Annotated in this window: 22 protein-coding genes; 16 read left to right on the top strand and 6 right to left on the bottom strand. The window is 73.1% G+C overall.

What is annotated here, in order from left to right; translation table 11 throughout:
* Positions 1 to 126: 126 nt before the first annotated feature.
* Complete coding sequence (locus tag OHN19_RS08415) at positions 127 to 411, top strand: DUF5955 family protein (protein WP_330263560.1); 285 nt, start codon at positions 127 to 129, stop codon at positions 409 to 411.
* On the opposite strand, the gene OHN19_RS08410 is transcribed toward OHN19_RS08415, so the two are convergent.
* Positions 408 to 1091, bottom strand: a complete 684-nt coding sequence (locus OHN19_RS08410; RefSeq protein ID WP_330263559.1) for a DUF6304 family protein — start codon at positions 1089 to 1091, stop codon at positions 408 to 410. The genes OHN19_RS08415 and OHN19_RS08410 overlap by 4 nt on opposite strands.
* On the bottom strand, positions 1088 to 1879 hold the full coding sequence (locus OHN19_RS08405; RefSeq protein ID WP_020133431.1) for an IclR family transcriptional regulator: 792 nt from the start codon (positions 1877 to 1879) through the stop codon (positions 1088 to 1090). The genes OHN19_RS08410 and OHN19_RS08405 overlap by 4 nt, the downstream gene beginning before the upstream one ends.
* A 264-nt stretch (positions 1880 to 2143) precedes the next feature.
* Here OHN19_RS08405 and allB point away from each other — a divergent pair, with 264 nt between their 5' ends.
* Positions 2144 to 3481, top strand: a complete 1338-nt coding sequence (gene allB, locus OHN19_RS08400; protein ID WP_330263558.1) for an allantoinase AllB — start codon at positions 2144 to 2146, stop codon at positions 3479 to 3481.
* Positions 3482 to 3539: 58 nt separating this feature from the next.
* Positions 3540 to 4673: an allantoicase gene (gene alc / locus OHN19_RS08395; RefSeq protein WP_330263557.1), complete on the top strand. Its 1134-nt coding sequence runs from the start codon at positions 3540 to 3542 to the stop codon at positions 4671 to 4673.
* A 46-nt stretch (positions 4674 to 4719) separates the two neighbouring features.
* Here alc and OHN19_RS08390 read toward each other — a convergent pair whose 3' ends face one another.
* Positions 4720 to 5466, bottom strand: coding sequence for a 3-oxoacyl-ACP reductase family protein (locus tag OHN19_RS08390; RefSeq protein ID WP_330263556.1), 747 nt, complete (start codon positions 5464 to 5466; stop codon positions 4720 to 4722).
* 206 nt (positions 5467 to 5672) lie between these two features.
* On the bottom strand, positions 5673 to 5876 hold the full coding sequence (locus OHN19_RS08385; RefSeq protein WP_330263555.1) for a hypothetical protein: 204 nt from the start codon (positions 5874 to 5876) through the stop codon (positions 5673 to 5675).
* Between the two features lie 169 nt (positions 5877 to 6045).
* On the opposite strand from OHN19_RS08385, the gene OHN19_RS08380 reads away from it, so the two are divergent.
* The 3 genes from OHN19_RS08380 (at position 6046) to OHN19_RS08370 (ending at position 9637) form a co-directional block, all read left to right on the top strand.
* Positions 6046 to 7305, top strand: coding sequence for a sensor histidine kinase (locus OHN19_RS08380; RefSeq protein WP_330263554.1), 1260 nt, complete (start codon positions 6046 to 6048; stop codon positions 7303 to 7305).
* 414 nt (positions 7306 to 7719) lie between these two features.
* A complete protein-coding gene (locus tag OHN19_RS08375) occupies positions 7720 to 8409 on the top strand; it encodes a response regulator transcription factor (RefSeq protein ID WP_330263553.1) in 690 nt (229 codons plus the stop codon).
* Between the two features lie 40 nt (positions 8410 to 8449).
* A complete protein-coding gene (locus OHN19_RS08370) occupies positions 8450 to 9637 on the top strand; it encodes a cytochrome P450 (protein ID WP_330263552.1) in 1188 nt (395 codons plus the stop codon).
* A 75-nt stretch (positions 9638 to 9712) separates the two neighbouring features.
* Here OHN19_RS08370 and OHN19_RS08365 read toward each other — a convergent pair whose 3' ends face one another.
* Positions 9713 to 10735: a Gfo/Idh/MocA family oxidoreductase gene (locus OHN19_RS08365; RefSeq protein WP_330263551.1), complete on the bottom strand. Its 1023-nt coding sequence runs from the start codon at positions 10733 to 10735 to the stop codon at positions 9713 to 9715.
* Between the two features lie 130 nt (positions 10736 to 10865).
* On the opposite strand from OHN19_RS08365, the gene OHN19_RS08360 reads away from it, so the two are divergent.
* The 8 genes from OHN19_RS08360 to OHN19_RS08325 all read left to right on the top strand — a co-directional run bounded on the left by OHN19_RS08360 (position 10866) and on the right by OHN19_RS08325 (position 22151).
* Positions 10866 to 11603, top strand: coding sequence for a GntR family transcriptional regulator (locus OHN19_RS08360; protein WP_330269554.1), 738 nt, complete (start codon positions 10866 to 10868; stop codon positions 11601 to 11603).
* A gap of 121 nt (positions 11604 to 11724) precedes the next feature.
* Complete coding sequence (locus tag OHN19_RS08355) at positions 11725 to 12873, top strand: ROK family glucokinase (RefSeq protein ID WP_123763956.1); 1149 nt, start codon at positions 11725 to 11727, stop codon at positions 12871 to 12873.
* Positions 12870 to 13454, top strand: a complete 585-nt coding sequence (locus tag OHN19_RS08350) for a sugar kinase (RefSeq protein ID WP_330263550.1) — start codon at positions 12870 to 12872, stop codon at positions 13452 to 13454. The genes OHN19_RS08355 and OHN19_RS08350 overlap by 4 nt, the downstream gene beginning before the upstream one ends.
* A 110-nt stretch (positions 13455 to 13564) precedes the next feature.
* Positions 13565 to 16480, top strand: coding sequence for an SNF2-related protein (locus OHN19_RS08345; protein WP_330263549.1), 2916 nt, complete (start codon positions 13565 to 13567; stop codon positions 16478 to 16480).
* 614 nt (positions 16481 to 17094) lie between these two features.
* Entirely contained in the window at positions 17095 to 19188 is a 2094-nt protein-coding gene (locus OHN19_RS08340; RefSeq protein WP_419249572.1) for an SWIM zinc finger family protein, read from the top strand.
* A gap of 147 nt (positions 19189 to 19335) precedes the next feature.
* Positions 19336 to 20634 (top strand): alpha/beta fold hydrolase, encoded by a 1299-nt coding sequence (locus OHN19_RS08335; RefSeq protein WP_330263548.1) that lies wholly within the window; start codon positions 19336 to 19338, stop codon positions 20632 to 20634.
* A 71-nt stretch (positions 20635 to 20705) separates the two neighbouring features.
* On the top strand, positions 20706 to 21341 hold the full coding sequence (locus OHN19_RS08330) for an MBL fold metallo-hydrolase (RefSeq protein ID WP_330263547.1): 636 nt from the start codon (positions 20706 to 20708) through the stop codon (positions 21339 to 21341).
* Between the two features lie 30 nt (positions 21342 to 21371).
* Positions 21372 to 22151, top strand: a complete 780-nt coding sequence (locus OHN19_RS08325) for an exodeoxyribonuclease III (RefSeq protein WP_141207650.1) — start codon at positions 21372 to 21374, stop codon at positions 22149 to 22151.
* 10 nt (positions 22152 to 22161) lie between these two features.
* Here the strand turns inward: OHN19_RS08325 and OHN19_RS08320 are convergent, their stop codons facing one another.
* Positions 22162 to 23865, bottom strand: coding sequence for an SGNH/GDSL hydrolase family protein (locus OHN19_RS08320; RefSeq protein ID WP_330263546.1), 1704 nt, complete (start codon positions 23863 to 23865; stop codon positions 22162 to 22164).
* 229 nt (positions 23866 to 24094) lie between these two features.
* Between OHN19_RS08320 and OHN19_RS08315 the strand changes: the two genes are divergently transcribed.
* On the top strand, positions 24095 to 24502 hold the full coding sequence (locus tag OHN19_RS08315; RefSeq protein ID WP_330263545.1) for a DUF6278 family protein: 408 nt from the start codon (positions 24095 to 24097) through the stop codon (positions 24500 to 24502).
* Between the two features lie 126 nt (positions 24503 to 24628).
* Entirely contained in the window at positions 24629 to 25375 is a 747-nt protein-coding gene (locus OHN19_RS08310) for an amino acid ABC transporter ATP-binding protein (RefSeq protein ID WP_330263544.1), read from the top strand.
* Positions 25376 to 25520: the final 145 nt, after the last annotated feature.

The following is a 25520-nucleotide window of genomic DNA, read 5'->3' as shown; positions in this document are numbered from 1 at the left end:
GGCGCCCGGCGCCCCGCGTGGCGTTTACTGACCCGCGTCCCTCGGCGCCTGACCAACGCCGACGGGACATCAGGGCGCGTACGTGTGCGGGGGAGAGCTGTGTTGCGGAGCTTGGGGCAGAGACCGGTGAGCGGCAGCGACAACGATCCGAGAGTGGCGGAACTGCGGACCGCGGTGTCCCGGCTGCGCCGCGAACTCGCCGCGCACCCGGCCGAGTTCCCCGACCGGGACATCGCCGAGGACGAACTCGCCGCGCTGGCCGCCATGACGATCGACGGGACTCCCGAAGTCCCGCGCCTGCGACGGTCGTTGCTGCTGATCGCCGGGGCGATCGGGTCGGTGAGCGCGTTGTCGCGGGGACTGGCCGAGGTGCGCAGCGCGGTGGAGCTGTTCGGGGAGCCGCGCCGCTAGGGGAACGAACCCCGGTAGCCCTTGTGTGCACCGCGGTGCTCGAACTCCGGGCAGAGCCAGGTCTCCTGGACGAACTCGGTGAGGTCGTCCCAGACCGCGAAGATGCCCGTCGGACCGTGCTTGGCGTCCACCTTCCGGTAGCGGTCCTTGACGTCCCGGAAACAGGCCAGCCCGGCCATCATCCCGTTGCCCAGCGGGCTGTAGTCGGACCACGCGCACGAGACGCAGGCCCGCAGCCGGGCGGCTCGCGGCAGGGCGCGCTGGACGTCCCGCAGCGCCTCCTCGAAGTCGTACCGAAGGGTCCCGCTGCTGAACTCGTACCCGTCCAGGTGCAGGGTGGTGCTCAGGATCTGCAGATCCGGCCCGGGGCGGGGGCCCGCGGGATCCCCGAGCCGCAGGACGCAGCGCAATGTGCCGGGCCGCACGCCGCCGCCCCTGACGTCGACGGGCAGGGGTGTCTCCCATTCCAGCAGGCAGAAGTACAGCGCCCCGTCCCTGAACGAGAACATCCGCCCGGGCGGCTCCCCGCCCAGCGCGCCCAGATCGTCCATGGTGTCGCCCTCGAAGCGGACACCCCTGATCGTCGTACGGATCGACTCCCGCCCGTCGGACTCGAAGACGACCTCCCCGGTGCCGTGCCGGTCGGTGTACCGCCCCGGCCAGCGCTGTAAGGCGATCATGCCGGGTTCTGGGTGGCCAGTGCCTCGGACAGTTCGCCGGCCACCTGCTGGAGCACCGGCACGATCTTCTCCGTGGCCGCCTCGGTGACCCGCCCCGCCGGGCCGGAGATCGAAATGGCGGCGGCGGTCGGGGAGTTGGGCACCGAGACCGCGAGGCAGCGGACGCCGATCTCCTGCTCGTTGTCGTCGACGGCGTAACCCTGGGCGCGTACGTCCACCAGGGCCGCGAGGAATCCGTCCGGCGTGGTGATCGTCTTCTCGGTCGCGGCCGGCATGCCGGTCCGGGCGAGCAGGGCGCGCACCTCGTGGTCGGGGGTGTTGGCGAGCAGCGCCTTGCCGACCCCCGTGGAGTGCGGCAGGACGCGCCGGCCGACCTCGGTGAACATCCGCATGGAGTGCTTGGAGGGCACCTGGGCGACGTAGACGATCTCGTCCCCGTCGAGCAGCGCCATGTTGGCCGTCTCGCCGGTCTCCTCGACCAGGCGGGCCAGGTAGGGGCGGGCCCAGGTGCCCAGCAGCCGTGAGGCCGACTCGCCGAGCCGGATCAGGCGCGGGCCCAGGGCGTAGCGGCGGTTGGGCTGCTGGCGGACGTATCCGCAGGACACGAGCGTGCGCATCAGGCGGTGGATGGTGGGCAGCGGCAGCCCGCTGCTCGCGGACAGCTCGCTCAGTCCGACCTCTCCGCCCGCGTCCGCCATCCGTTCCAGCAGATCGAAGGCGCGCTCGAGGGACTGCACCCCGCCGGCGGACCTGGCGGAGTCGGTGGTGCTGGCGCTGGACGTCGGCACGGCGCGTTCCTTTCGGGGCTGCCTTCGGGGCTGGGCAGGAAGGAGCAGAAGCCTACCCGGCAGTCGGTTGACTCCCCGCTGGTGCATAGCTACGTTCTGCTTGCTGGAAGTCTAATTCCGCTTTGTGGAAACGTCCAGAGAGTCGGCATCAGGTGCACTGTGAGGAAGTGTGCCCTTGACGGCGCTCGAACGGGAGTGAAGACTCCTTCAACAGAAAGTTGAATTCCGTTACGCGGAAGTTAACGGCGGCAGAGAGGGGTCCGGGTGTCCGACACTGAACTGGTGCTGCGCTCGACGCGCGTCATCACGCCCGAGGGGACGCGGGCCGCTTCGGTCGCGGTCGGCGGCGGGAGGATCACGGCCGTCCTGCCGTACGACTGCGAGGTGCCGTCGGACGCGCGCTTGGAGGACCTCGGCGACGACGTCCTGCTGCCCGGCCTGGTCGACACCCACGTGCACGTCAACGACCCCGGGCGCACCGAGTGGGAGGGCTTCTGGACCGCCACCCGCGCGGCGGCGGCCGGCGGCATCACCACCCTCGTCGACATGCCGCTCAACTCCCTCCCGCCCACGACGACCGTCGACAACCTCCGCACGAAGCGGGAGGTCGCCGCCGACAAGGCCCACATCGACGTCGGCTTCTGGGGCGGCGCGCTGCCCGACAACGTCAAGGACCTGCGCCCGCTGCACGAGTCGGGCGTCTTCGGCTTCAAGGCGTTCCTGTCGCCCTCGGGCGTCGACGAGTTCCCGCACCTCGACCAGGACGGGCTGGCCCGGTCCCTGGCCGAGATCGCCTCCTTCGGCGGCCTGCTGATCGTGCACGCCGAGGACCCGCACCACCTGGAGGCCGCCCCGCAGCACGGCGGGCCGAAGTACGCCGACTTCCTGGCCTCCCGCCCGCGGGACGCCGAGGACACCGCGATCGCCCAACTCATCGCGCAGGCCAAGCGGTTGGACGCACGCGTGCACGTACTGCACCTGTCGTCCAGCGACGCGCTCCCGCTGATCGCCGAGGCCAAGGCCGAGGGCGTCCGCATCACGGTCGAGACCTGCCCGCACTACCTGACGCTGACGGCGGAGGAAGTCCCGGACGGCGCGAGCGAGTTCAAGTGCTGCCCGCCCATCCGGGAGTTGGCCAACCAGGACCTGCTGTGGCAGGCCCTGGCCGACGGCACCATCGACTGCGTGGTCACCGACCACTCGCCGTCCACGGCCGACCTGAAGACCGACGACTTCGCCACGGCCTGGGGCGGCATCTCCGGCCTCCAGCTGAGCCTCGCGGCGGTCTGGACCGAGGCCCGCAGGCGCGGCCACTCCCTGGAGGACGTCGTCCGGTGGATGTCCGCGCGGACCGCCCAACTGGTCGGCCTGGACCGCAAGGGCGCCATCGAGGCCGGCCGCGACGCCGACTTCGCGGTCCTCGCCCCCGACGACACCTTCACCGTGGACCCGGCGGCCCTCCAGCACCGCAACCGCGTCACCGCGTACGCGGGCAAGACCCTGTACGGAGTGGTGAAGTCGACCTGGCTGCGCGGCCGACGCATCGTGGCCGACGGCGAGTTCACGCCCCCGGCGGGTCAACTGCTCACCCGTACGCCCTGATTCCACCCGCACGCCCCGATCCCACCCGCACCGGCCCACTCCCGAAAGGCACATGTACGTGACGGCGATTCCCAGCTTCACCGGCGACGCGAACCCGTACGGCGGCGGTGACCCGTACGCGGACTACCGCACCGCCGACTTCCCCTTCACCCAGTACGCCGACCTCGCCGCGCGGACGCTCGGGGCCTCCGTCATCGCCGCCAACGACGAGTTCTTCGCCCAGCGCGAGAACCTGCTGCTGCCCGAGCGGGCCGAGTTCGACCCCGAGCACTTCGGGCACAAGGGCAAGATCATGGACGGCTGGGAGACCCGGCGCCGCCGTGGCGCCTCCGCCGAACACCCCTGGCCGACGGCGGAGGACCACGACTGGGCGCTGGTGCGCCTGGGCGCGCCCGGCGTGATCCGGGGGATCGTGGTCGACACGGCGCACTTCCGCGGCAACTACCCGCAGGCGGTGTCGGTCGAGGGCACGAGCGTCGCCGGTTCCCCGTCCCCCGAGGAACTGCTGGGCGACGACGTGAAGTGGACGACGCTGGTCCCGCGGACGCCGGTCGGCGGCCACGCGGCGAACGGCTTCGAGGTGTCCGTGGAGCAGCGCTTCACCCACCTGAGGGTCAACCAGCACCCCGACGGCGGCATCGCCCGACTGCGCGTGTACGGCGAGGTGGTCCCGGACCCGGCGTGGCTGGAGGTTCTCGGTGCCTTCGACGTGGTCGCCCTGGAGAACGGCGGCCGGGCGGAGGACGCCTCCAACCTCTTCTACTCGCCTGCCTCCAACACCATCCAGCCGGGCCGCTCCCGCAAGATGGACGACGGCTGGGAGACCCGCCGCCGCCGCGACCAGGGCCACGACTGGATCCGCTACCGCCTGGTGGCCCAGTCCCGGATCCGCGCGATCGAGATCGACACGGCGTATCTGAAGGGCAACAGCGCGGGCTGGGCCTCGGTGTCGGTCCGCGACGGCGAGGACGGCGACGGCGGGAACGGCGGCGACTGGCGCGAGATCCTCCCGCGGACCCGGCTCCAGCCCGACACCAACCACCGCTTCGTCCTGCCGGACCCGGCGGTGGGCACCCACGCGCGCGTGGACATCTTCCCGGACGGAGGGATCTCGCGCCTGCGGTTGTTCGGCTCCCTGACGGAGGCGGGAGCGGCGGCACTGTCGGCACGGCACCAGGAGCTGGGCGGCTGAGCCGGGGCTCGCCACAGGGGCCGTTACGGCACCCCGAGTGCCCGCCTCACGCCGCGTGCCCCCCGTCCACGGAGAACTCCGCGCCGGTGACGTACTCCGCGTCGGCCAGGTAGGCCACCATCGACGCCACCTCCTCCGCCGTCCCGAACCGCCCCACCGCGGTCATCGCGGCCTGTCCCGCCGCGAAGGGCCCGTCCGCCGGATTCATGTCGGTGTCGACGGGCCCGGGATGCACGAGGTTCGCCGTGATCCCGCGCGGCCCCAACTCCCGCGCGAGCGCCTTGGTCAGTCCGATCAGCGCCGACTTGCTCGTCGTGTACAGCGTCCCGCCGGGCCCGGGCACCCGCTGGGTCATACAGCTGCCGATCGTGATGATCCGCCCGCCGTCCCGCATCCGCGCGGCCGCCGCCTGGGAGGCCAGGAACACCCCCCGCACATTGACGGCCAGGACACGGTCGACGTCCGCGAGGGACAGCTCGTCCAGCGGCCCGAGCACCCCCACGCCCGCGTTGTTCACCAGGACATCCAGCCCGCCGAGCGCCTCCGCCGTACGGTGGACCGCCTCCGCCGCCTCCTCAGGGTCCGCGGAGTCCGCCCGCAGGGCCACGGCCCGCCGTCCCAGCGCCTCGACGCGCCGCACGACGTCGTGGGCCGCCTCCTTGCCGGCCACGTACGTCACGGCCACGTCCGCCCCCTCCCGCGCCAGCCGCAGCGCGGTCGCCGCGCCGATCCCGCGACCGCCCCCGGTGACGAGAGCGACCTTCCCGACCAGAGCTCCGTGCGCAGTGGTCATGTCTCCGTGCGTAGCCGTCATGGTTCCGTGAGTCGTCATGCCACCCATCCCACCGGCCGACCCCCCGAACCGCTGGCGGCGTACGGACACCTACTTCCGTGAGCTGGGGGTGCCGGTGGGGTCCGAGGTGATGACATCGGACCCCATCCTTCGAGCAGGGCGGCTGGATCGTCGCGTTCGGCGACGAGGACTTCGGCCGGGTCGCGTCAGCCCCGGCCGCCGAGCGACTCCGCGGCGGCGAACAGCGCGAACGCCAGCACCATCAGGGCGACGCTCGCGTAGACCTCGTAGCCGTCGAGGAGACCGATCCGCTGCACGAGTCCGATGTGCCAGTCGGTGAACTCGTGCAGCAGGCCCATCCCGCCCTGCACCAGGGCGACGAAACCGAGCACTTCCAGCAGTTGCTTCATGGGCCGACCCTCACCCCGTTGACCCCCTGCGCACATCGGCCGCGGGGCGAGCGCCGTCGCACGAAAGCATGACGCCCGCCGGGCCCCGTACGCCGAAAGTCTGCGCAGCCGAGACTTTGGTCGCGGATGCCGTCCGCGGACGGGTGTCACGCGCCCCAGCTGCGTAGATTTGTCGACCGTGAGCGGTGACAAGACGGTGTCCGATCCCGAGGCCTTCCCCGGCCGGCGCTGGCTGCTGCCGTCCGCGGTGATCCATGACCTCGACCCCTCCGCCCTACGGCCCGGGCGACGGCCCCGGCGGACCGCACGCGACTGGATCGTCGACTTCTCCTGCTTCCTGCTGGCCGTCCTCATCGGCATGATCGGCGCCGACGCGGTGGGCAACAACCCCCATGTGTCGCCCTCCGCGGCCACCCTCGACCAACTGCTCGGCGCCCTCGCCTGCGCCGCTGTTTGGCTGCGCCGCCGTTGGCCGCTCGGCCTCGCCGTGGCCACCATCCCGCTCGGGCTGCTCTCGGACTCCGCGGGCGGCGCCTGCGCGATCGCCCTGTTCACGCTCGCCGTGCACCGCCCCTTCAGGTACGTGGCCTGGGTGGGCGGCATCAACATCGTCCTGGTCCCGGTCACGTTCCGGCTGCGCCCCGACGCCGACCTGCCGTACGTCGTCTCGGTCGTCTTCGCGGTCCTGCTGATCTCCGCGATCATCGGCTGGGGCCTGCTCGTGCGGTCCAAACGCCAGCTCATGCTGAGCCTGCGCGACCGCGCCCGGCGCGCCGAGACCGAGGCGCGGCTGCGGGCCGAACAGGCACAGCGGCTGGCCCGTGAGGCCATCGCGCGCGAGATGCACGACGTGCTCGCGCACCGGCTGACGCTGCTCAGCGTGCACGCGGGTGCCCTGGAGTTCCGGCCGGACGCCCCGCGGGAGGAGGTCGCGCGCGCCGCCGACGTCATCCGGGAGAGCGCGCACGAGGCGCTCCAGGACCTGAGGGAGATCATCGGCGTACTGCGGGCCGGGGACCACGACGACACCGGGCGTCCGCAGCCGACCCTCGTCGCGCTGGACACGCTGGTGGCCGAGTCCCGCGAGGCCGGCATGAAGGTCGTCCTCGACAGCCGGGTCACCGACCCCGCCGCCGTGCCCGCCTCCGTCGGCCGCACCGCCTACCGCATCGCCCAGGAGGGCCTCACCAACGCCCGCAAACACGCCCCCGGCACGGAGGTCACGGTCACCGTCTCCGGCGGCCCGGGCGGCGGCCTCGTGGTGAGCGTGCGCAACCCCGCGCCCGAGGGCGAGGTGCCGCACGTCCCCGGCTCCGGCCAGGGCCTCATCGGCCTCACCGAGCGCGCGACACTGGCAGGGGGCCGCCTGGAACACGGGGCGGAGCCGGACGGCGCGTTCCGGGTGGAGGCGTGGCTACCGTGGCCGTGACGGCCTCGCTACGACGCCGCCCCGAGCCTGCCGTCACCTGGCCCCGGGGACCCCACCTCACCGACCCGACGGCCCTCGGATCCGCCCGTCCCCTGGCCGCGCGGCCCGCCCACCCGTCGGCTGTGTGCTCAGCCCGCCCACAGGGGCGTACGGCCTGCTCGTCCGTCGGCCGTGCGGCCCGCCAGCCCGCCGGTCGCCCGATGCCCCCGCCCCGCTGTGCGATCCACCGCCCCGGGCACGCGACCCACCCGGGCCCCGGCCACACACCCCACCGCCCCACCGTCTTCGCCACCCGCCCGCCCCCCCGGTACCCGACTCGCCCCCTCCACCACGCATCACCCCGCCCACCCCTCCCACAACTCACCCGCCCGCAAGGGTGATTACCCCCGGCCCGGCCGTGATTACGTAAGGCGCATGACTGTGATCAGACTGCTCCTCGTCGACGACGACCCCCTCGTGCGGGCCGGGCTGTCCCTGATGATGGGCGGGGCCGAGGACATCGAGATCGTCGGGGAGGCCGCGGACGGGAGCGAGGTCGAGGACGTCGTCGACCGGACCCGCCCGGACGTCGTGCTGATGGACATCCGGATGCCGGCCGTGGACGGCCTCACCGCAACCGAGCGGCTGCGCGCCCGGCCCGACGCCCCGCAGGTCGTCGTCCTGACCACCTTCCACGCCGACGAGCAGGTCCTGCACGCCCTGCGCGCCGGCGCCGCCGGATTCGTCCTCAAGGACACCCCGCCCGCCGAGATCCTCGCCGCCGTCCGCCGGGTCGCGGCCGGCGACCCGGTCCTGTCGCCCACCGTCACCCGCCAGCTGATGGCGCACGCGGCCGGAACCGCCGCCGACCGACGCAAGGCACGCGCGCGTGAGCGCATCGACGTCCTCAACGACCGCGAACGCGAGGTGGCCGTCGCCGTCGGCCGGGGCCTGTCCAACGCCGAGATCGCCGCCGCCCTCTACATGAGCGTCGCCACCGTCAAGACCCACGTCTCCCGCGTCCTGGCCAAGCTCGACCTCAACAACCGGGTGCAGATCGCGCTGTTGGCGTACGACGCGGGACTGCTGGAGCAATCCGCGGAACCCGGGCCGGACGGGCACTAGGCGAGCCCGCCGCGCGTTGACGGTGTGAAGGGGGAGCTTCATGACCGACTCAGTGATCGACCTGGGGGAGTACGGCGACGCGTTCCGCGTCGATCCGCACCCCGTGTACGCCGAGTTGCGCGCCCTCGGCCCCGTCCACCGGGTCCGACCACCCGGCTCCGACCCGGGCTACTCGACCTGGCTCGTCGTCGGCCACGAGGAGGCCCGCGCCGCGCTCGCGGATCCCCGGCTGGCCAAGGACGGCCGCCGCATCGGCGTGCTGTTCCACGACGACGAACTGATAGGCCGCCATCTGCTGGGCAGCGACCCGCCCGAGCACACCCGGCTGCGCGGCCTCGTCTCCCGCGCCTTCACCATGCGCCGGGTGGAGCGCCTGCGCCCCCGGATCCAGGAGATCACCGACGACCTCCTCGACGCGATGCTGCCGCACGGCCGCGCCGACCTCGTGCCGTCCCTCGCCTACCCGCTGCCGATCACCGTGATCTGCGAACTCCTCGGCGTGCCCGAGATGGACCGCAGCGAGTTCCGCAAGCTCTCCACCGAGGTCGTGGCACCCACCAGCCCGGAGAGTTCGTACGACGCCGTCCTGCGCCTCGGCGAGTACCTGACGGAGCTCATCGAGGACAAGCGCTGCGCCGGCCCCGGCGACGACCTGCTCGGCGACCTCATCCGCACCACCGCCGAGGACGGCGACCGGCTCTCCCCGTCGGAGCTGCGGGGTATGGCCTTCCTGCTGCTGATCGCGGGCCACGAGACCACGGTCAACCTCATCACCAACGCCGTGCACGCCCTGCTCACCCACCCGGACCAACTCGCCGCCCTGCGCGCCGACATGAGCCTCGTCGACGCCGCGGTCGAGGAGACCCTGCGCTACGAGGGCCCGGTGGAGAACGCGACCTTCCGGTACGCCGCCGAGCCCCTGGAGATAGCGGGACGGGACATAGACCGGGGCGACCCGGTGATGATCTGCCTCAGCGCCGCCGACCGCGACGACTCCCGCTACCCCGCCCCGGACGCCTTCGACATCCACCGCGACACCCGCGGCCACCTCGCCTTCGGCCACGGCCTCCACTACTGCCTGGGCGCCCCACTGGCCCGCCTGGAGGCCCGTACGGCGCTGCGGACCCTGCTGGACCGAGCCCCGGCACTCGCGCTGGACGGGCCGCCGGGGGAGTGGCTGCCGGGAATGCTGATCAGGGGGGTGCGGAGCCTGCCGGTGCGCTGGTAGACCCGCGCGGAGACGTCAGGTCTCGCCGCCGGGGTGGGTCTCCCGGCCGGGGTGGGTCTCGCGGCCCGGGTGGGTTCAGAAGGCGGCCGCGCTCGTACCGCCGGGGATCTCCGCCAGCCGTACCGCCCGGTGCTCCCGCCGGGACACCTCGCACGCCTCGGCGATCCGCAGCGCCTGGAGGGCCTCTCGGCCGTCGCAGGGGTTGGCCCGCTCGCCCCGGACCACCTCGATGAACGCGTCCAGCTCGGCTTCGTAGGCCGGTCCGAACCGCTCCAGGAACCCCGTCCACGGCTTGTCCGCCGCGGGCGGCCCGGTCGGCTCCGTGGACGCGATGGGCGTCCGGTCGTCCAGGCCCACCACGACCTGGTCCAGCTCCCCGGCGAGCTCCATGCGCACGTCGTACCCGGCCCCGTTCAGCCGCGTCGCCGTGGCCGTCGCGAGGGTCCCGTCGTCGAGGGTGAGCAGGGCCGCCGCGGTGTCCACGTCCCCCGCGGCCCGGAACATCGGCGGACCGGCGTCCGACCCGGCCGCGTACACGTCGACGATCTCGTGCCCGGTCACCCAGCGCAGGATGTCGAAGTCGTGGATCAGGGTGTCCCGGTACAGCCCGCCGGACAGCGGCAGCCACTCCGCGGGCGGCGGCGCCTGGTCGGAGGTCAGCGCCCGCACGGTGTGCAGCCGGCCGAGCCGCCCCGAGCGCACGGCCTCCCGCGCGCCCGTGTAGCCCGTGTCGAAGCGGCGCTGGAAGCCCATCTGGAGAATCGTCCCGGCGGTCTCGACCTCGGCGATGGCGTGCAGCGTGCCGGGCAGGTCGAGCGCGATGGGCTTCTCGCAGAACACCGGCAGTCCCGACCGCGCCGCCCGGCCGATCAGCTCGGCGTGGGCCGAGGTCGCCGTAGTGATCACCACGGCGTCCACGCCCCACTTGAAGATCTCGTCGACGCCCGGGGCAGCCGTCTCCCCGAGGCGGTTCGCGAGCTCCTGGGCCCGCGTACCGTCCGCGTCCGTGAGGATTAAGGAACCGACCTCCCGATGGCGGCTGAGCGTGTTCGCATGAATGGTGCCGATGCGGCCCGTCCCAATGACCCCGATGCGCATGTGAACAAAATGTGGCTGACGGGCGCCCGCTGTCAATCCGTATGTCCGGACAACCGAACTACACAACTTCCCGTCAACAACGCACACAGCTACGCTCGGCCCCGTGCCGAAACCAGAAGTGGACCCGACCGTGACGCTCGAGCTCAGCGTGGACCGCAGCAGCCCGGTGCCGCTGTACTTCCAGCTGTCCCAGCAGCTGGAGGCGGCCATCGAGCACGGAACGCTCACTCCCGGCAGCCTCCTGGGCAACGAGATCGAGCTCGCCGCCCGGCTCGGCCTGTCCCGGCCCACCGTCCGCCAGGCCATCCAGTCTCTCGTCGACAAGGGCCTGCTCGTGCGCCGCCGCGGAGTCGGCACCCAGGTCGTGCACAGCCAGGTCAAGCGCCCCCTGGAACTCAGCAGCCTCTACGACGACCTGGAGGCGGCCGGCCAGCGCCCCGCGACGAAGGTCCTGGTCAACACCGTCGTCCCCGCCACCGCCGAGATCGCCGCGGCGCTCGGCGTCGCCGAGGACAGCGACGTGCACCGGGTGGAACGCCTGCGCCTCGCCCACGGCGAGCCGATGGCCCACCTGTGCAACTTCATCCCCCCGGCCCTCCTGGACCTCGACACCGCCCAACTGGAGACCACCGGCCTGTACCGCATGATGCGCACGGCCGGCATCACCCTCCACAGCGCCCGCCAGACCATCGGCGCGAGAGCGGCGACAGCGGAGGAGGCGGAACGCCTCGCCGAGGAGACGGGCGCCCCCCTCCTGACCATGCAACGCGTCACGTTCGACGACACGGGCCGAGCGGTCGAATACGGCACACACACCTATCGCCCGACCCGCTACTCATTCGAATTCCAGCTCCTGGTGCGCCCCTGAAAGGGGCGCGGGGAACTGCGCGACCAGCCACAAATCACCCGCACCCGGCATGACTCGCGCACCCCCCTTTGCTGCCCCGTATTCGGCACCCGCAGGGCCCGTGCGGCAGAATCGGGCCTTGATGAGCACCTACGGCAACTTCAGCGCCCCCATAGGCTCCCGCCGCGCCCCCGCCCTGCGGACCGTCGGCACGAGGGAACGCCGCTCACACCTGACGGCACCCCGCGTGCCCACGGTCGGCATCGACATCGGCGGCACCAAGGTCATGGCGGGTGTCGTCGACGCCGACGGCAACATCCTGGAGAAGGTCCGCACCGAGACCCCGGACAAGTCCAAGAGCCCCAAGGTCGTCGAGGACACCATCGTCGAACTGGTCCTGGACCTCTCCGACCGCCACGACGTCCACGCCGTCGGCATCGGCGCGGCCGGCTGGGTCGACGCCGACCGCAACCGCGTGCTGTTCGCCCCCCACCTGTCCTGGCGCAACGAGCCCCTGCGGGACCGCATCGCGGGCCGTCTCGCGGTCCCGGTCCTCGTGGACAACGACGCCAACACCGCCGCCTGGGCCGAGTGGCGCTTCGGCGCGGGCCGCGGCGAGGACCACCTCGTCATGATCACGCTCGGCACCGGCATCGGCGGCGCGATCCTCGAGGACGGCCAGGTCAAGCGCGGCAAGTACGGCGTCGCCGGAGAGTTCGGCCATATGCAGGTCGTCCCCGGCGGCCACCGCTGCCCGTGCGGCAACCGCGGCTGCTGGGAGCAGTACAGCTCCGGGAACGCGCTGGTCAGGGAGGCCAGGGAGCTGGCGGCCGCCGACTCCCCGGTGGCGTACGGGATCATCGAGCACGTCAAGGGCAACATCGGCGACATCACCGGCCCGATGATCACGGAGCTGGCCCGTGAGGGCGACGCGATGTGCATCGAGCTGCTCCAGGACATCGGCCAGTGGCTCGGCGTCGGCATCGCCAACCTCGCGGCCGCCCTCGACCCGTCCTGCTTCGTCATCGGCGGCGGGGTCAGCGCTGCCGACGACCTCCTGATCGGCCCCGCGCGGGACGCGTTCAAGCGCCAGCTCACCGGCCGCGGCTACCGCCCCGAGGCCCGTATCGCCCGGGCCCAGCTGGGCCCCGAGGCCGGCATGGTCGGCGCCGCCGACCTGGCCCGCCTGGTCGCCCGCCGCTTCCGGCGCGCGAACCGGCGCCGGGTGGAGCGGCACGAACGCTACGAGCGGTACGTGGAGGCCCGCCGCACGTCCCGGGACACCGCGTGAACGCATCCCTGCCCCGTCAGGCCTCGGCGCCCCCCGAAGAACCGGAGCGGCCCACCGAGGACCGCCGGCACATGATCCGCCGCAGGGCGATCACGCTGCTCATCATCGGCCTGCTGATCGGCGTCCCGGCCGGCTATCTGGTGATCTCCGCGAACCAGAGCCGCGACAGCGGCAAGGACAAGGAGGCGAAGTACTCCGCGACGGGCCTCACGCCCGACTGGCCGTCCAAGGTCCAGCGCCGCCTCTACCAGGTGCCGGTCCCGCACCCCGCGGACCTGGTCGCCTCCTACGAGACCAACAACTGGAAGACCAGCCGCCTCTACGTCCAGTTCCGCACGAGCGACGCGGGCCTCGCCGCTTTCCTCACCGCGATGGGTGTCAGCCGCGCCGACCTCAAGAAGAACGACATCACCATCAGCGAGCGCGACCAGAAGGTCAGCGGCTGGAAGTTCGACGGACCCCGCTCCTGGTGGGGCCTGACCCACGCCCAGAAGGACCCCGCGCCCACCCAGGACGTCATGGTCAACCTGACCGTCCCCAACGCCCCGAAGGTGTACGTCGTCTCACGTACGGTCCCCTGACCGGGCCGGTCCGGCGAGCCGCTCCACCGGTCGCCGGAGCCGATTGTCAGACCCCGCCCGTAGAGTCGAAGACGACTGATCCGACATGCGGGCGGGAGGTGACAGGACGTATGAGCGCCAGGGCCGTGGTGGCCGAGCGACAGGGACCGGCCGTCCCGGTGCGCCTCGCCGCGATCTTCCTCCCCGCACCCCTTCCCCGCGAGGGCCGCATCGCGTTCTGGGACCCCGAGGACGCACCCCTGCCCGCCGAGCCTCACGAGAGCGACGCCGGGGCGGTGGAGCGCACCGAGACCGACGCCGCCCGCGTGGAGCGCACCGAGACCGACGCCGGCCGCGTGGAGCGCACCGAGCTCACTGTCGTACGACCGCATGGCGCCGGAGTCCGGCGCCGGACCGCTCCCGCCCTCTCGCTCCCGCTCGGCGAGGCCCTCCCGCTGCTCGTCCGGGCCCGGCGCGACCCGGCCGCCCACCCCGCCACCGCCTGCTGGGGCGCGGCCGCCCTGCACGCGCTGCGGCTCACCGCCCGCGGCCGCCTGCTCCCCGGCCTGACCGCCACCGGCCACGACGCCTGGCGGGCCGGTCCCCTGGACCCCGAGGACATCGCCCACCTGCGCGCGATCGCCGCCGCCCTGCCGTACGAGGGCCACGCGGTCCCGCTGCCGGGGGTCGGCCCGCTGCGGCTGCCGGAGCCGGAAGCGCTGATGCGGTCCTTCCTCGACGCGGTCGCGGACACCCTGCCCCGCACCCCCGCCGCCCCCTTCGCCTCCGGTAAACCCTTCGCCGCCCGCGCCCCCCAGCGGCTGCCGCACGCCCACGACTGGGCCGCCGAGGTCGCCGCGGGCATGGACGCGGGCGTGCGGATCTCGCTCCGCCTGGACCTGTCGGCGTACAACCTGTTCCACGCCGACGAGGCCGGTGCGCGCAGCGCGGGCGCCGCGATCGTCCAGGTGCACAGCCTCGCCGACCCCACCCTCGTGACCGACGCGGCGGCGCTGTGGGCGGGCGACGCGGACGCCGCATTCGGGCCACGCGCACGCGTGGACGCGGCCCTGGCGGTGCGGCGCGCCGCACGGGTCTGGCCACCCCTGGACCGGCTCTCCGAGCAGGACGTCCCCGACGTACTGGCCCTGTCCGACGAGGAGCTGGGCGACCTGCTCGGCGTGGCGGCGACCCGGCTCGCCGCGGCCGGGGTGGCGGTGCACTGGCCGCGGGACCTGGCACAGGACCTCACCGCGGCCGCGGTCGTACGCCCCGCGCCGGGCTCGGCGACCGACGGCACCGGTTTCTTCGAGAGCGAGGAACTCCTCCAGTTCCGCTGGCAGTTGGCGCTCGGCGGCGACCCGCTCAGCGAGGCCGAGATGGACGCGCTGGCCGAGGCCCACCGACCCGTCGTACGCCTCAGGGACCAGTGGGTGCTGGTCGACCCCGCCCTCGTCCGCAAGGCCCGTAAACGCGAACTGGGCCTGCTCGACCCGGTCGACGCGCTCTCGGTGGCCCTCACCGGCAGTGCGGACGTCGACGGCGAGACCGTGGAGGCGGTGCCGGTCGGCGCGCTCGCCGCCCTGCGCGACCGCCTGACGACCGGCGTGCACCCCGCGGAACCGCCGCCGGGCCTGCACGCCACCCTCCGGGACTACCAACTCCGCGGCCTCGCCTGGCTGGACCTCATGACCTCCCTGGGTCTCGGCGGCTGCCTCGCCGACGACATGGGACTCGGCAAGACGATCACCGTCATCGCCCTGCACCTGCGCCGGGCCCGCCGCGAGCCGACCCTCGTCGTCTGTCCCGCCTCCCTGCTCGGCAACTGGCAGCGGGAGATCACCCGGTTCGCCCCCGGCGTCCCGGTCCGCCGCTTCCACGGCACGGAGCGCAGCCTGGACGACCTCGACGGCGGCTTCGTCCTCACCACGTACGGCACCATGCGGGCGGCGGCGGCCCGGCTGTCGGAGCAGCGCTGGGGCATGGTCGTCGCGGACGAGGCCCAGCATGTGAAGAACCCCTACTCGGCGACCGCGAAGGCCCTGCGCACCATCCCGTCACCCGCGCGCGTGGCCCTCACCGGCACCCCGGTCGAGAACAACCTCTCCGAGCTGTGGGCCCTGCTCGACTGGACGACCCCAGGGCTCCTCGGCCCGCTGAAGTCCTTCCGCGCCCGGCACGCGCGCGCGGTGGAGAACGGCGAGGACGAGGAGGCCGTGACCAGGCTGGCGCGGCTGGTGCGGCCCTTCCTCCTGCGCCGCAAGAAGTCGGACCCGGGCATCGTCCCCGAACTGCCGCCCAAGACGGAGACGGACCACCCGGTCCCGCTCACCCGCGAACAGGCCTCGCTGTACGAGGCGGTGGTGCGCGAGTCGATGCTGGCCATCGAGACGGCGCAGGGCATCGCGCGCCGGGGCCTGGTGCTGAAGCTGCTGGGCGCGCTGAAGCAGATCTGCGACCATCCCGCGCTGTACCTGAAGGAGGAGGTCCCGCCGACGGCGGGTGACCGCCTCGCCGCCCGCTCGGGCAAACTGGCCCTGCTGGACGAGCTGTTGGACACCCTGCTGGCGGAGGACGGCTCGGCGCTCGTGTTCACGCAGTACGTCGGCATGGCCCGCCTCATCACCGCCCACCTCGCCGCCCGCGCGGTCCCGGTGGACCTGCTGCACGGGGGCACGCCGGTGCCGGAGCGGGAGCGGATGGTGGACCGTTTCCAGAGCGGTGCGATTCCGGTGCTGGTGCTGTCGCTGAAGGCGGCGGGCACCGGCCTCAATCTCACCCGCGCGGGCCATGTGGTCCACTTCGACCGCTGGTGGAACCCGGCCGTGGAGGAGCAGGCCACCGACCGCGCCTACCGCATCGGCCAGACCCAGCCCGTCCAGGTGCACCGCCTCATCACCGAGGGCACGGTGGAGGACCGCATCGCGGAGATGCTCGAGTCCAAGCGGGCCCTCGCCGACGCGATCCTCGGCTCCGGCGAGTCCGCCCTCACCGAACTCACGGACCGCGAACTGACCGACCTGGTCTCCCTCCGGAGGCCGTCATGACCCCGGGCCCCGCCGACGAGGCCCGCCGAGCCCTGCGGGCGGCACGGGAGCGCGCTGCGGTGGAGGCCGACGGGACTGCCCAGGCGACCGCCACCGCGGGCCAGCGCACACCGCCCGCGTCCCCGGCTCCGGGGCGGGGGAGCCCGGTGGCGGGGGAGGAGGGCAGGGCTGCGGGACAGGGGACGGAGAGCTCCGGGGAGAGGGACGCGGGCGACTCCGCGGCCAAGGACGCGGGGGGTCTGCCGACCGAAGGCGTGGGCGGGTTTGGGGCGAGGGGGACGGAGAGCGCTGAGGGTGAGGGGGCTCACGGTCCTGCGGCCGAAGAGCCGGACGGCTTGGCGGCCGAGGGCGCGGAGAGTTCAACGGTTGGGGGAGTCCCCGGTGCTGAAGTGAAGGGGCCGGGTGGCTTTGTGGCCGGGCGGGCTGAGAGTTCAACCGCCGACGGACTCCACGGTCCCGTGGTGAAGGGGCCGGGCCGCTTCGTCCGCGAGGGCGCGGAGAGTTCAGCGGTCGAGCGGGCTCACGGTACTGCGGCTGAGGAGGCCGGGAACTCGGCGGCCGAGGGGGCTCACCGTGCCGCGGCGAAGGCGGCGGCGAGTTCAGCGGCCGAGGGGATGCACGGCGCCGAGGTGAAGGGAGCGGCCGGCTTCGAGGAGAGGGAGCGCACTGCGGGTGGAGGTGCGGCTGCTCGCGCGTCCGCGGAGGCCGACGAGCCTGGGGTGCCTGCAGGGGACGGCGCAGTGGGTGCGGTGGCCGAGGACGCCGTAACTGGCACCGCCCGACCCGAGCCCCGGCCAGGTGACGCGGCCCGTGCCGCGCTGCGGGAAGCCGTCGCTGCCCGGCGTTCCTCGATCCCGGGTGCGGAGGACGGTGCAGGTCGGTCCGGCGTACGTGCGGTCGGCGCTCCCTCTTCCAGTTCCGCCAGCGAGGAAGCCGAACAGCCCGCTCCCCTCGCCGAAGCCGCCCCCGACGACACCCCCCGGCCTCCGGACGCGCGCCCCGCGGACGCCGCTCGCGAGGCGCTGCGTGCCGCACGCAAGAGGCGGGCGGACGCCGAGGCCGCCGAGGCGGAGGCCGCCCTCGCGCGTCGGTCGCGGCGCGGCACCCGTACCCCCACCCCGTCGCCGGACCGGACGCGCGCACCACGTCCGGCTGCCGGCGTGCGAGCGCGTGACGTACGGGAGTTGCTGGCCGACGCCTTCCGGATGCCCGACGACGTGAACCCGCCGGGGGAGCGGTACGAGAGCAACAGCCCTTCCCCCGAGGGCTCTCCCGCTCTCGACGAAACCTCCCTGAAGGCCGACACCACACGTGCGGCCTCTCCCACCGACCCCCACCCACCCACCGGCACCCACCCCTCACCGCCGCCGGCCGAAGACTCCACGCACCCCGGCACCACCCCCGTCACCCCACCCGGCGGAGCCGCCCCCCGCCACCCCCGCTCCATGGCCGCCCCCAACCGGGACAGCGACCTGCGGCGCACCTTCCCCGCCTTCCCTCCCCACGCCTCGGACGGTGCCCGGTTCGCCGCCACCTGGTGGGGCAATGCCTGGGTCACCGCCCTGGAGGAGGGCGCGCTGGACGCCAAGCGGCTCGCGCGGGGCCGGGGTTACGCCGAGCAGGGACACGTGGACGCGATCACCGTGACGCCGGGACTCGTGCTGGCGTATGTGCGGGGGAGCCGCCCCCGCCCGTACCGCGTACAGGTGCGCCTGCGGACGCTCGGCGACGCCGACTGGGACCGCTTCCTGGACCTCGCCGCCGACCGCACCGGACACATCGCCGCCCTGCTCGACCGGGAGATGCCCCAGTCGCTGGCCGAGTGCGGAGTGCCACTGCTCCCCGGCCCCGGCGACCTCGAACCGCAGTGCAGCTGTCCGGACCGCGGTCATCCCTGCAAGCACGCCGCCGCCCTCTGCTACCAGACCGCGCGCCTCCTCGACGCCGACCCCTTCGTCCTGCTCCTGCTGCGCGGCCGCGGCGAACGTGACCTGCTCGACGCGCTCTCCCGCCTCAGCGCCGCCCGCGCCGCCCGCGCGGCACAGGAGAAGGAACCGGCGCCCCTGCCCGGCGTACGGGCGAGCGAAGCCCTCGCGTCCCGCCGACTCCCGCCGCTCCCGGCCCCGTTGCCGGTCCCCGCGCACCCCGAGCAGCCACCGGCGTACCCCGCGTCCCCGGGCGGCCCCGACCCCTTCGCGCTGGACCAGCTGGCCACCGACGCCGCCGCCCGCGCCCACGCCCTGCTCGGTACCGGCCGTGACCCGGTCGGTGAACTGACCCTGTGGCAGGACGCGGTCCGGCTCGCCGCGGCCCGCCCCGGTTCCGGACTCACCGCGGGCACCCGCGCCTTCTACGCCTCCCTCGCCGCGGCCACCGACCGCACCCCGGCCGACCTGGCGCGCGCGGTCGCCGCCTGGCGCCAGGGCGGCCTCGAAGGTCTCGCCGTCCTCGAAGAGCCCTGGGACCCACCGGCCGGCCGCTTCGACCGCGCCCGGCCCCTGCTGCTCGCCGCCGACCTCCCCGCCTTCCGGCCGTGGCGCAACCACCTCACCCACCCCCGCGGCCATGTCCAGCTCCGTCTGGGCCGCGACGGCCTGTGGTACGCCTACGAGTCCGAACCGGGCCACGACGACTGGTGGCCCCGCGGCACCCCGGACCTCGACCCGGTCGGCGCCCTCACCGGCCTGGGCACGCCGAGCGACCCGTGAACGGCCCGTGCCGTACCGGCCTCGTCGCCGGGCTTCGGGCATCCCGTGAAGGCGGTGTGAGGGTTGGCCGGTGATGTTCGGGAGCCAGGTGTGGGGAGTAGGGGCAGCGGGTCCGGACGGTAAGAAAAGGCGGTTAGCGTGGGGGCCGTGAGTGAGACGACGACCCCTGCCCTCCAGTACCGCTTCGACGGCCCGGAAGACGCCCCGGTCCTCATTTTGGGCCCGTCGCTCGGGACCACGTGGCACATGTGGGACCGCCAGGTCCCCGATCTGGTCAAGCAGTGGCGGGTCTTCCGGTTCGATCTGCCGGGGCACGGCGGTGCCCACGCCTACCCGGCGGGCTCGGTCGGCGACCTCACCGACCGGCTGCTGGCCACGCTCGACCGGTTCGGGGTGCAGCGCTTCGGCTACGCGGGCTGCGCACTGGGCGGTGCGGTCGGCATGGAGCTGGCGCTGCGCCACCCGGACCGGCTCGCCTCGCTCGCGCTGATCGCCGCCTCGCCCCGTTTCGGCAGCGCCGACGAGTTCCGCCAGCGCGGGGTGATCGTGCGGACGAACGGGCTCGATCCCATCGCCCGTACGTCCCCGGACCGCTGGTTCACCTCCGGGTTCGCCGCCGCCCAGCCCGCGATCACCGACTGGGCCGTGCAGATGGTGCGCACCACCGACCCCGGCTGCTACATCGCGGCCTGCGAGGCGCTCGCCGCCTTCGACGTGCGGGCCGAACTCGCGAGCGTCGGGGTGCCGACGCTGGTGCTCGTCGGCTCCGACGACCAGGTCACCGGACCGGCCGAGGCCCGCACCCTGGTCGCGGGCATTCCGGACGCCCGGCTCGCCGTCGTGCCCGGCGCCTCCCATCTGGTGCCGGTCGAGCAGCCCGCGGCCGTCACCGACCTGCTGGTCAGACACTTCTCCACCGCCTGGCAGCCCGCGTTCGACTCCGCCACCGGGCAGACCGCGATCCCCGCGGCCCCCGGCAAGCCGGTCCTGGCGGCCACCCCGCCGCAGCCCGTGCCGATCGCCGAGATCGCCCCGGCTGCCCCGACCCCGCAGACCGCCGTCCGGACCGACCCGTACGACGCCGGTATCAAGGTCCGCCGCGAGGTGCTGGGCGACGCGCACGTGGACGGGGTGCTGGCCCAGGCCGACGACTTCTCGGCCGACTTCCAGGAACTCCTCACCCGCTACGCCTGGGGCGAGATCTGGGACCGGCCGGGGCTCGACCGCCGCTCCCGCAGTGTCGCCTCCCTCACCGCGCTCGTCGCCGGCGGGCACCTGGACGAGCTCGCCTCCCACACCCGGGCCGCCCTGCGCAACGGCCTGACCCCCTCCGAGATCAAGGAAGTGCTGCTCCAAGCGGCCGTGTACTGCGGGGTCCCGGCGGCCGGCAGCGCGTTCACGGTGGCCCAGCAGGTCATCCGCGAGGAGACCACGCCCACCGAGTGATCGTGAGGCGGGTGGCCGGAGCACCTGCCTGTGCTGCCCGTCGGCGCGGGACGGAGGGCAGGATGGACCCCATGAAGCTCACGAAGAAGTCGCACGCCTGCGTCCGTCTGGAGAAGGACGGACAGACCCTCGTCCTCGACCCCGGGGGGTTCAGCGAGGAGGACGCCGCCCTCGGCGCCGACGCGATCCTCGTCACCCACGAGCACCCCGACCACTTCAGCGAGGAGCGGCTGCGGGCGGCCCTGGACGCCAACCCGGCCGCCGAGATCTGGACGCTGAGGTCGGTCGCCGAGAAGATCTCGGCCGCCTTCCCGGGCCGCGTGCACACCGTCGGCCACGGCGACACCTTCACCGCCGCGGGCTTCGACGTCCAGGTCCACGGCGAACTGCACGCGGTGATCCACCCGGACATCCCGCGCATCACCAACGTCGGCTACCTGGTCGACGGCGGCCGCGTCTTCCACCCCGGCGACGCCCTCACCGTCCCCGAGCACACCGTCGAGACGCTGATGCTGCCCGTCATGGCCCCCTGGAGCAAGATCTCCGAGGTCATCGACTACGTCCGTGAGGTCAAGCCGCAGCGCGCCTACGACATCCACGACGCGCTCCTCACCGACCTCGCCCGGCCGATCTACGACAACCAGATCGGCGGCCTCGGCGGCGCGGAGCACCTGCGGCTGAAGCCCGGGGAGAGCACGGCTCTGTGAGTGTCAGTGCCGCCCGGTAGGTTGTCAGGCATGCGCATCGCGACCTGGAACGTCAACTCGATCACCGCCCGTCTCCCGAGGCTGCTGGCCTGGCTGGAGAGCACCGGCACCGACGTGCTGTGCCTCCAGGAGGCCAAGCTCGCCGAGGAGCAGTTCCCGTTCGACCAGCTGCGCGAGGCAGGGTACGAGGCGGCGGTGCACGCGACCGGCCGGTGGAACGGCGTGGCGGTGATCTCCCGGGTGGGCATCGAGGACGTCGTCAAGGGGCTGCCCGGCGACCCCGGCTACGACGGCGCCCCCGAACCCCGCGCCATCTCCGCGACCTGCGGCCCGGTCCGCGTCTGGTCGGTGTACGTGCCCAACGGCCGTGAGGTCGACCACCCGCACTACGCCTACAAGCTCCAGTGGTTCGAGGCCCTGAAGGCCGCGGTCGCCGGTGACGCGGCCGGCAGCCGCCCCTTCGCGGTCCTGGGCGACTACAACGTGGCGCCGACCGACGACGACGTCTACGACGTGGCCGCCTTCGAGGGCCTCACCCATGTCACCCCGGCCGAGCGCGCCGCCCTCGCCGCCCTGCGTGAGGCGGGCCTGTCCGACGTGGTCCCGCGCCCCCTCAAGTACGACCACCCGTTCACGTACTGGGACTACCGGCAGCTCTGCTTCCCCAAGAACCGTGGCATGCGCATCGACCTGGTGTACGGCAACGAGTCGTTCGCGAAAGCCGTCACCGACGCGTACGTCGACCGGGAGGAGCGCAAGGGCAAGGGCGCGTCGGACCACGCGCCGGTGGTCGTGGACCTGGACGTCTAGACCCGGGCCCTCACAGCAGCCCCAGGTCCACCGACTCCGCGAGCGCGGCCAGCCCCGCGTCCCCCGGATGCAGATGGTCCCCACTGTCGTACCCGGCACGCATCCGCTCCGGGCGGGCCGGGTCGCGCACCACGCCGTCGAAGTCCAGGACGCCGTCGAACACCCCGGCGTCCCGGATCCAGGCGTTGACCGCGACGCGCTCGGCGTCCACGGCGGCCGTGCACCGCGCCTCGCCCCCACAGGGCAGGATCGTCGCCGCGAGCATCCGCAGCCCGCGCGCCTGCCCCCGCTCCGCGAGCTCCCGCAGCCCGGCCACCACCTCCCGCGCCGACGCCCCCGACCGCAGGTCGTTGACCCCCTCGAACACCACGGCCGTACGCACCGACGCCTGGGCGAGGACATCCCGGTCGAACCGGCTGAGGGCGCTCACCCCCTGGGTGGCCGTGGAGACCCCGTCACCGGGATACCCGTCGAAGACCACACGGTTCCCGGAGATCCCCTGGTTGAGCACCCCATAGTGCGGCACCACGTCTTGTGCCCGCAGCCGTGCGGCCAGCACATCCGGCCACCGCCGGTTGGCGTCCGTCGTGGACCTGGTGCCGTCCGTGATCGAGTCCCCGAGCACCACCACGGACCCCGGCCCCCCGCCGACCTCGACACCGGTCAGCAGCGGCCGGCTGGTCAGGACCGAGGTGTACGGCGCCCCCGACCCGTCGGCCGTGTGGTCGCCCCTTCCGCTCACATACGACCGCTGCGCCCCGAGCCTGTGCACCGGGACCGCCGCCACCGTCCCCGGCAGATGGAAGCTCACCAGCAGATCGGCGCCCGCGGGCACCTCGAAGCCGAGTGGATCGCTGAACGCCTGCGCCCCGGCCGGGATCTCGACACCGGACGCACCCGCGAACGCCACCGCCACCGGTCTCTCCCGGGCCGCGGCGCCCACCGCCCGCACCGCCACACTCGCGCCGCCGATCCGCACCGGCACCGCCGCGAAGGTGTTGTCGAACCGCAGCCGCACCCGGGGCCCGCCCACCGAGGTGTGCACCACGAGCCGCAGCGTCCGGTCGGTCCACGGCCCCACGGCCTGGAGGTTGGAGGTCGCGGCAGCCCAACTCCCGCTCCAGCCAAACCCCTTGGCCCGTACCGACAGGGCGAAGACATGCATGCCGGGCGCCCGGGGCAGCCGTACCGAAGCCACCTCGCGGTCCCGCGCCAGCGGCACGGTCACGACGTACAGCCGTGCCTGCTCGGTGAGTTGACCCTCGGGCGTGTTCACGTGCGGCAGCGCGACCGCCTTCGTGGCGAGCGGGCCGCGCCGCCAGTCGGGGACCGACAGCCGGTAGGCCGAGCGGCCGCCGTCGGCGTAGGTCACGGTGCCGGAGCCCTCGACGGGTCCGCCGCGCGTGCCCGTGGCCAGAAAGGCAAGGGCGTTTCCGCGGCCGCTCAGGCGTACGTGCTGCCCGGCGGCCCGGACATGTTCGGGAGCGCCGGCCGGCCGGTCCGGCCAAGTCAGCCTTGCCGCCTGCACGGTGAGGGTGCGGCCCGGGGTCCAGCCGGCGGCGGCGAGGTCCTGGGCGGAGAGGGAGGCGCCCGAGCCGTCGAGGTCGGCCTCGCCGGGGTGGGCGTCGTCGCTGACGGCGGTGCTGTCGAAGAGCCGCTCCAGGGGCAGCGGCACCGGCCTCTCCCGCAGGCCCGACTCCGCCCCCACGGCCATGCCCCCCGGCGCAAGGGCCGCGCACAGAGCGAGAACCACCGCACCACCACGGACACCTCGGTGCACAGAAGCCTCCTCGGACTCACAGGGCACAAAAAATGCATCGCGACGCTAAGGAGACATCCGCGCCAGGTCAACGCGCCATGCGCGAAGGCGGCGTGAACTCGACCGGGAACGACGGTCCGCGCGCCTGTGGTGCAGGCGGCCGGGTGAGTGACACGCTGGGCGTATGAAGATCCCTTTTCTGGGCGGCAGGAGTGAGAAGCCCGGGACCCGCGACGCCGAGGGCATCGCCGAACTGCTCGCCGAGTGCGAGCTGCTGCGCTCCCACGCCTCCCGGTCGGGCGTCGAACTCGACGACACGGAGGCGTCGTTGGAGGCGCTCGACCAGTTGGTGCCCGGCTGGCGCGACGACGAGGAGGTCCTGCTCTGGCTCGGCAACGACGCCGGGCTCTATCTCGGCACGGTCATCGTGCGGACCGTCCCCGGGGCGGCCTGGGATCTGCGGTCGGACGGACAGCCCGTGATCCGGCTGGAGTCCGGCCGTGAGTTCGATGTCGTGGCCGCCGGTCACGAGTGGGCCGGCAGCGGGGTGCCCGAGCTCTCCCAGCTCTACGCGGAGGTGGCCGAGGAGTGAATCCATGGCCGTAAGTACGGCGTAAATACGGCTAATGACCGAAAAGTGCGTGTCGTTCTTTATGTGCGATCTTGCCTCGATAGGTTGCGGCAACCACGACACAGCTGAGAGTGAGTAGGGCTGGGCATGGCCGTCGTCGATCCGTTGATCGAACTGCGTGACGTCAACAAGTACTACGGGGAGCTGCATGTCCTGCAGGACATCAACCTCACCGTCGGCAAGGGGGAGGTGGTCGTGGTCATCGGCCCTTCGGGGTCGGGCAAGTCCACGCTCTGCAGGACGATCAACCGCCTGGAGACCATCAAGTCCGGTTCCATCACGCTCGACGGGCAGCCGCTGCCCGAGGAGGGCAAGGCCCTCGCGAAGCTCCGTGCCGAGGTCGGCATGGTCTTCCAGTCCTTCAACCTGTTCGCCCACAAGACAGTCCTGCAGAACGTCTCCCTGGGACAGATCAAGGTCCGCAAGCGGAAGAAGGAGCAGGCCGACCGGCGCTCCCGCGAACTCCTCGACCGGGTGGGCCTGGCCGACCAGGCCGACAAGTACCCCGCCCAGCTCTCCGGCGGCCAGCAGCAGCGGGTGGCCATCGCCCGCGCCCTCGCCATGGAGCCCAAGGCCCTGCTGTTCGACGAGCCGACCTCGGCCCTCGACCCGGAGATGATCAACGAGGTCCTGGAGGTCATGCAACAGCTGGCCCGGGAGGGCATGACCATGGTCGTCGTCACCCACGAGATGGGCTTCGCCCGTTCGGCCGCCAACCGCGTGGTGTTCATGGCGGACGGCCGTATCGTCGAGGACCGCGCCCCGGACGACTTCTTCACCAATCCGGACAGCGAGCGCGCCAGGGACTTCCTCTCCAAGATCCTCAAGCACTGAGAGGGGCGACGGCCATGCTCCCGAGCCTCGACTACGATGGTCCGTTCACCCCCACGGTGATGGCGGCCGGGCCCCCAGGGACGCCGCTGCCGGGTGGGGGTCCCCCCACGGCCCTTGAACCGTAGGGGGCAGCGGTCACAGAGCC

This window comes from Streptomyces griseorubiginosus, from assembly GCF_036345115.1.
Classification (GTDB): domain Bacteria; phylum Actinomycetota; class Actinomycetes; order Streptomycetales; family Streptomycetaceae; genus Streptomyces; species Streptomyces griseorubiginosus_C.
This window is presented reverse-complemented; position numbering and strand designations above follow the sequence as displayed.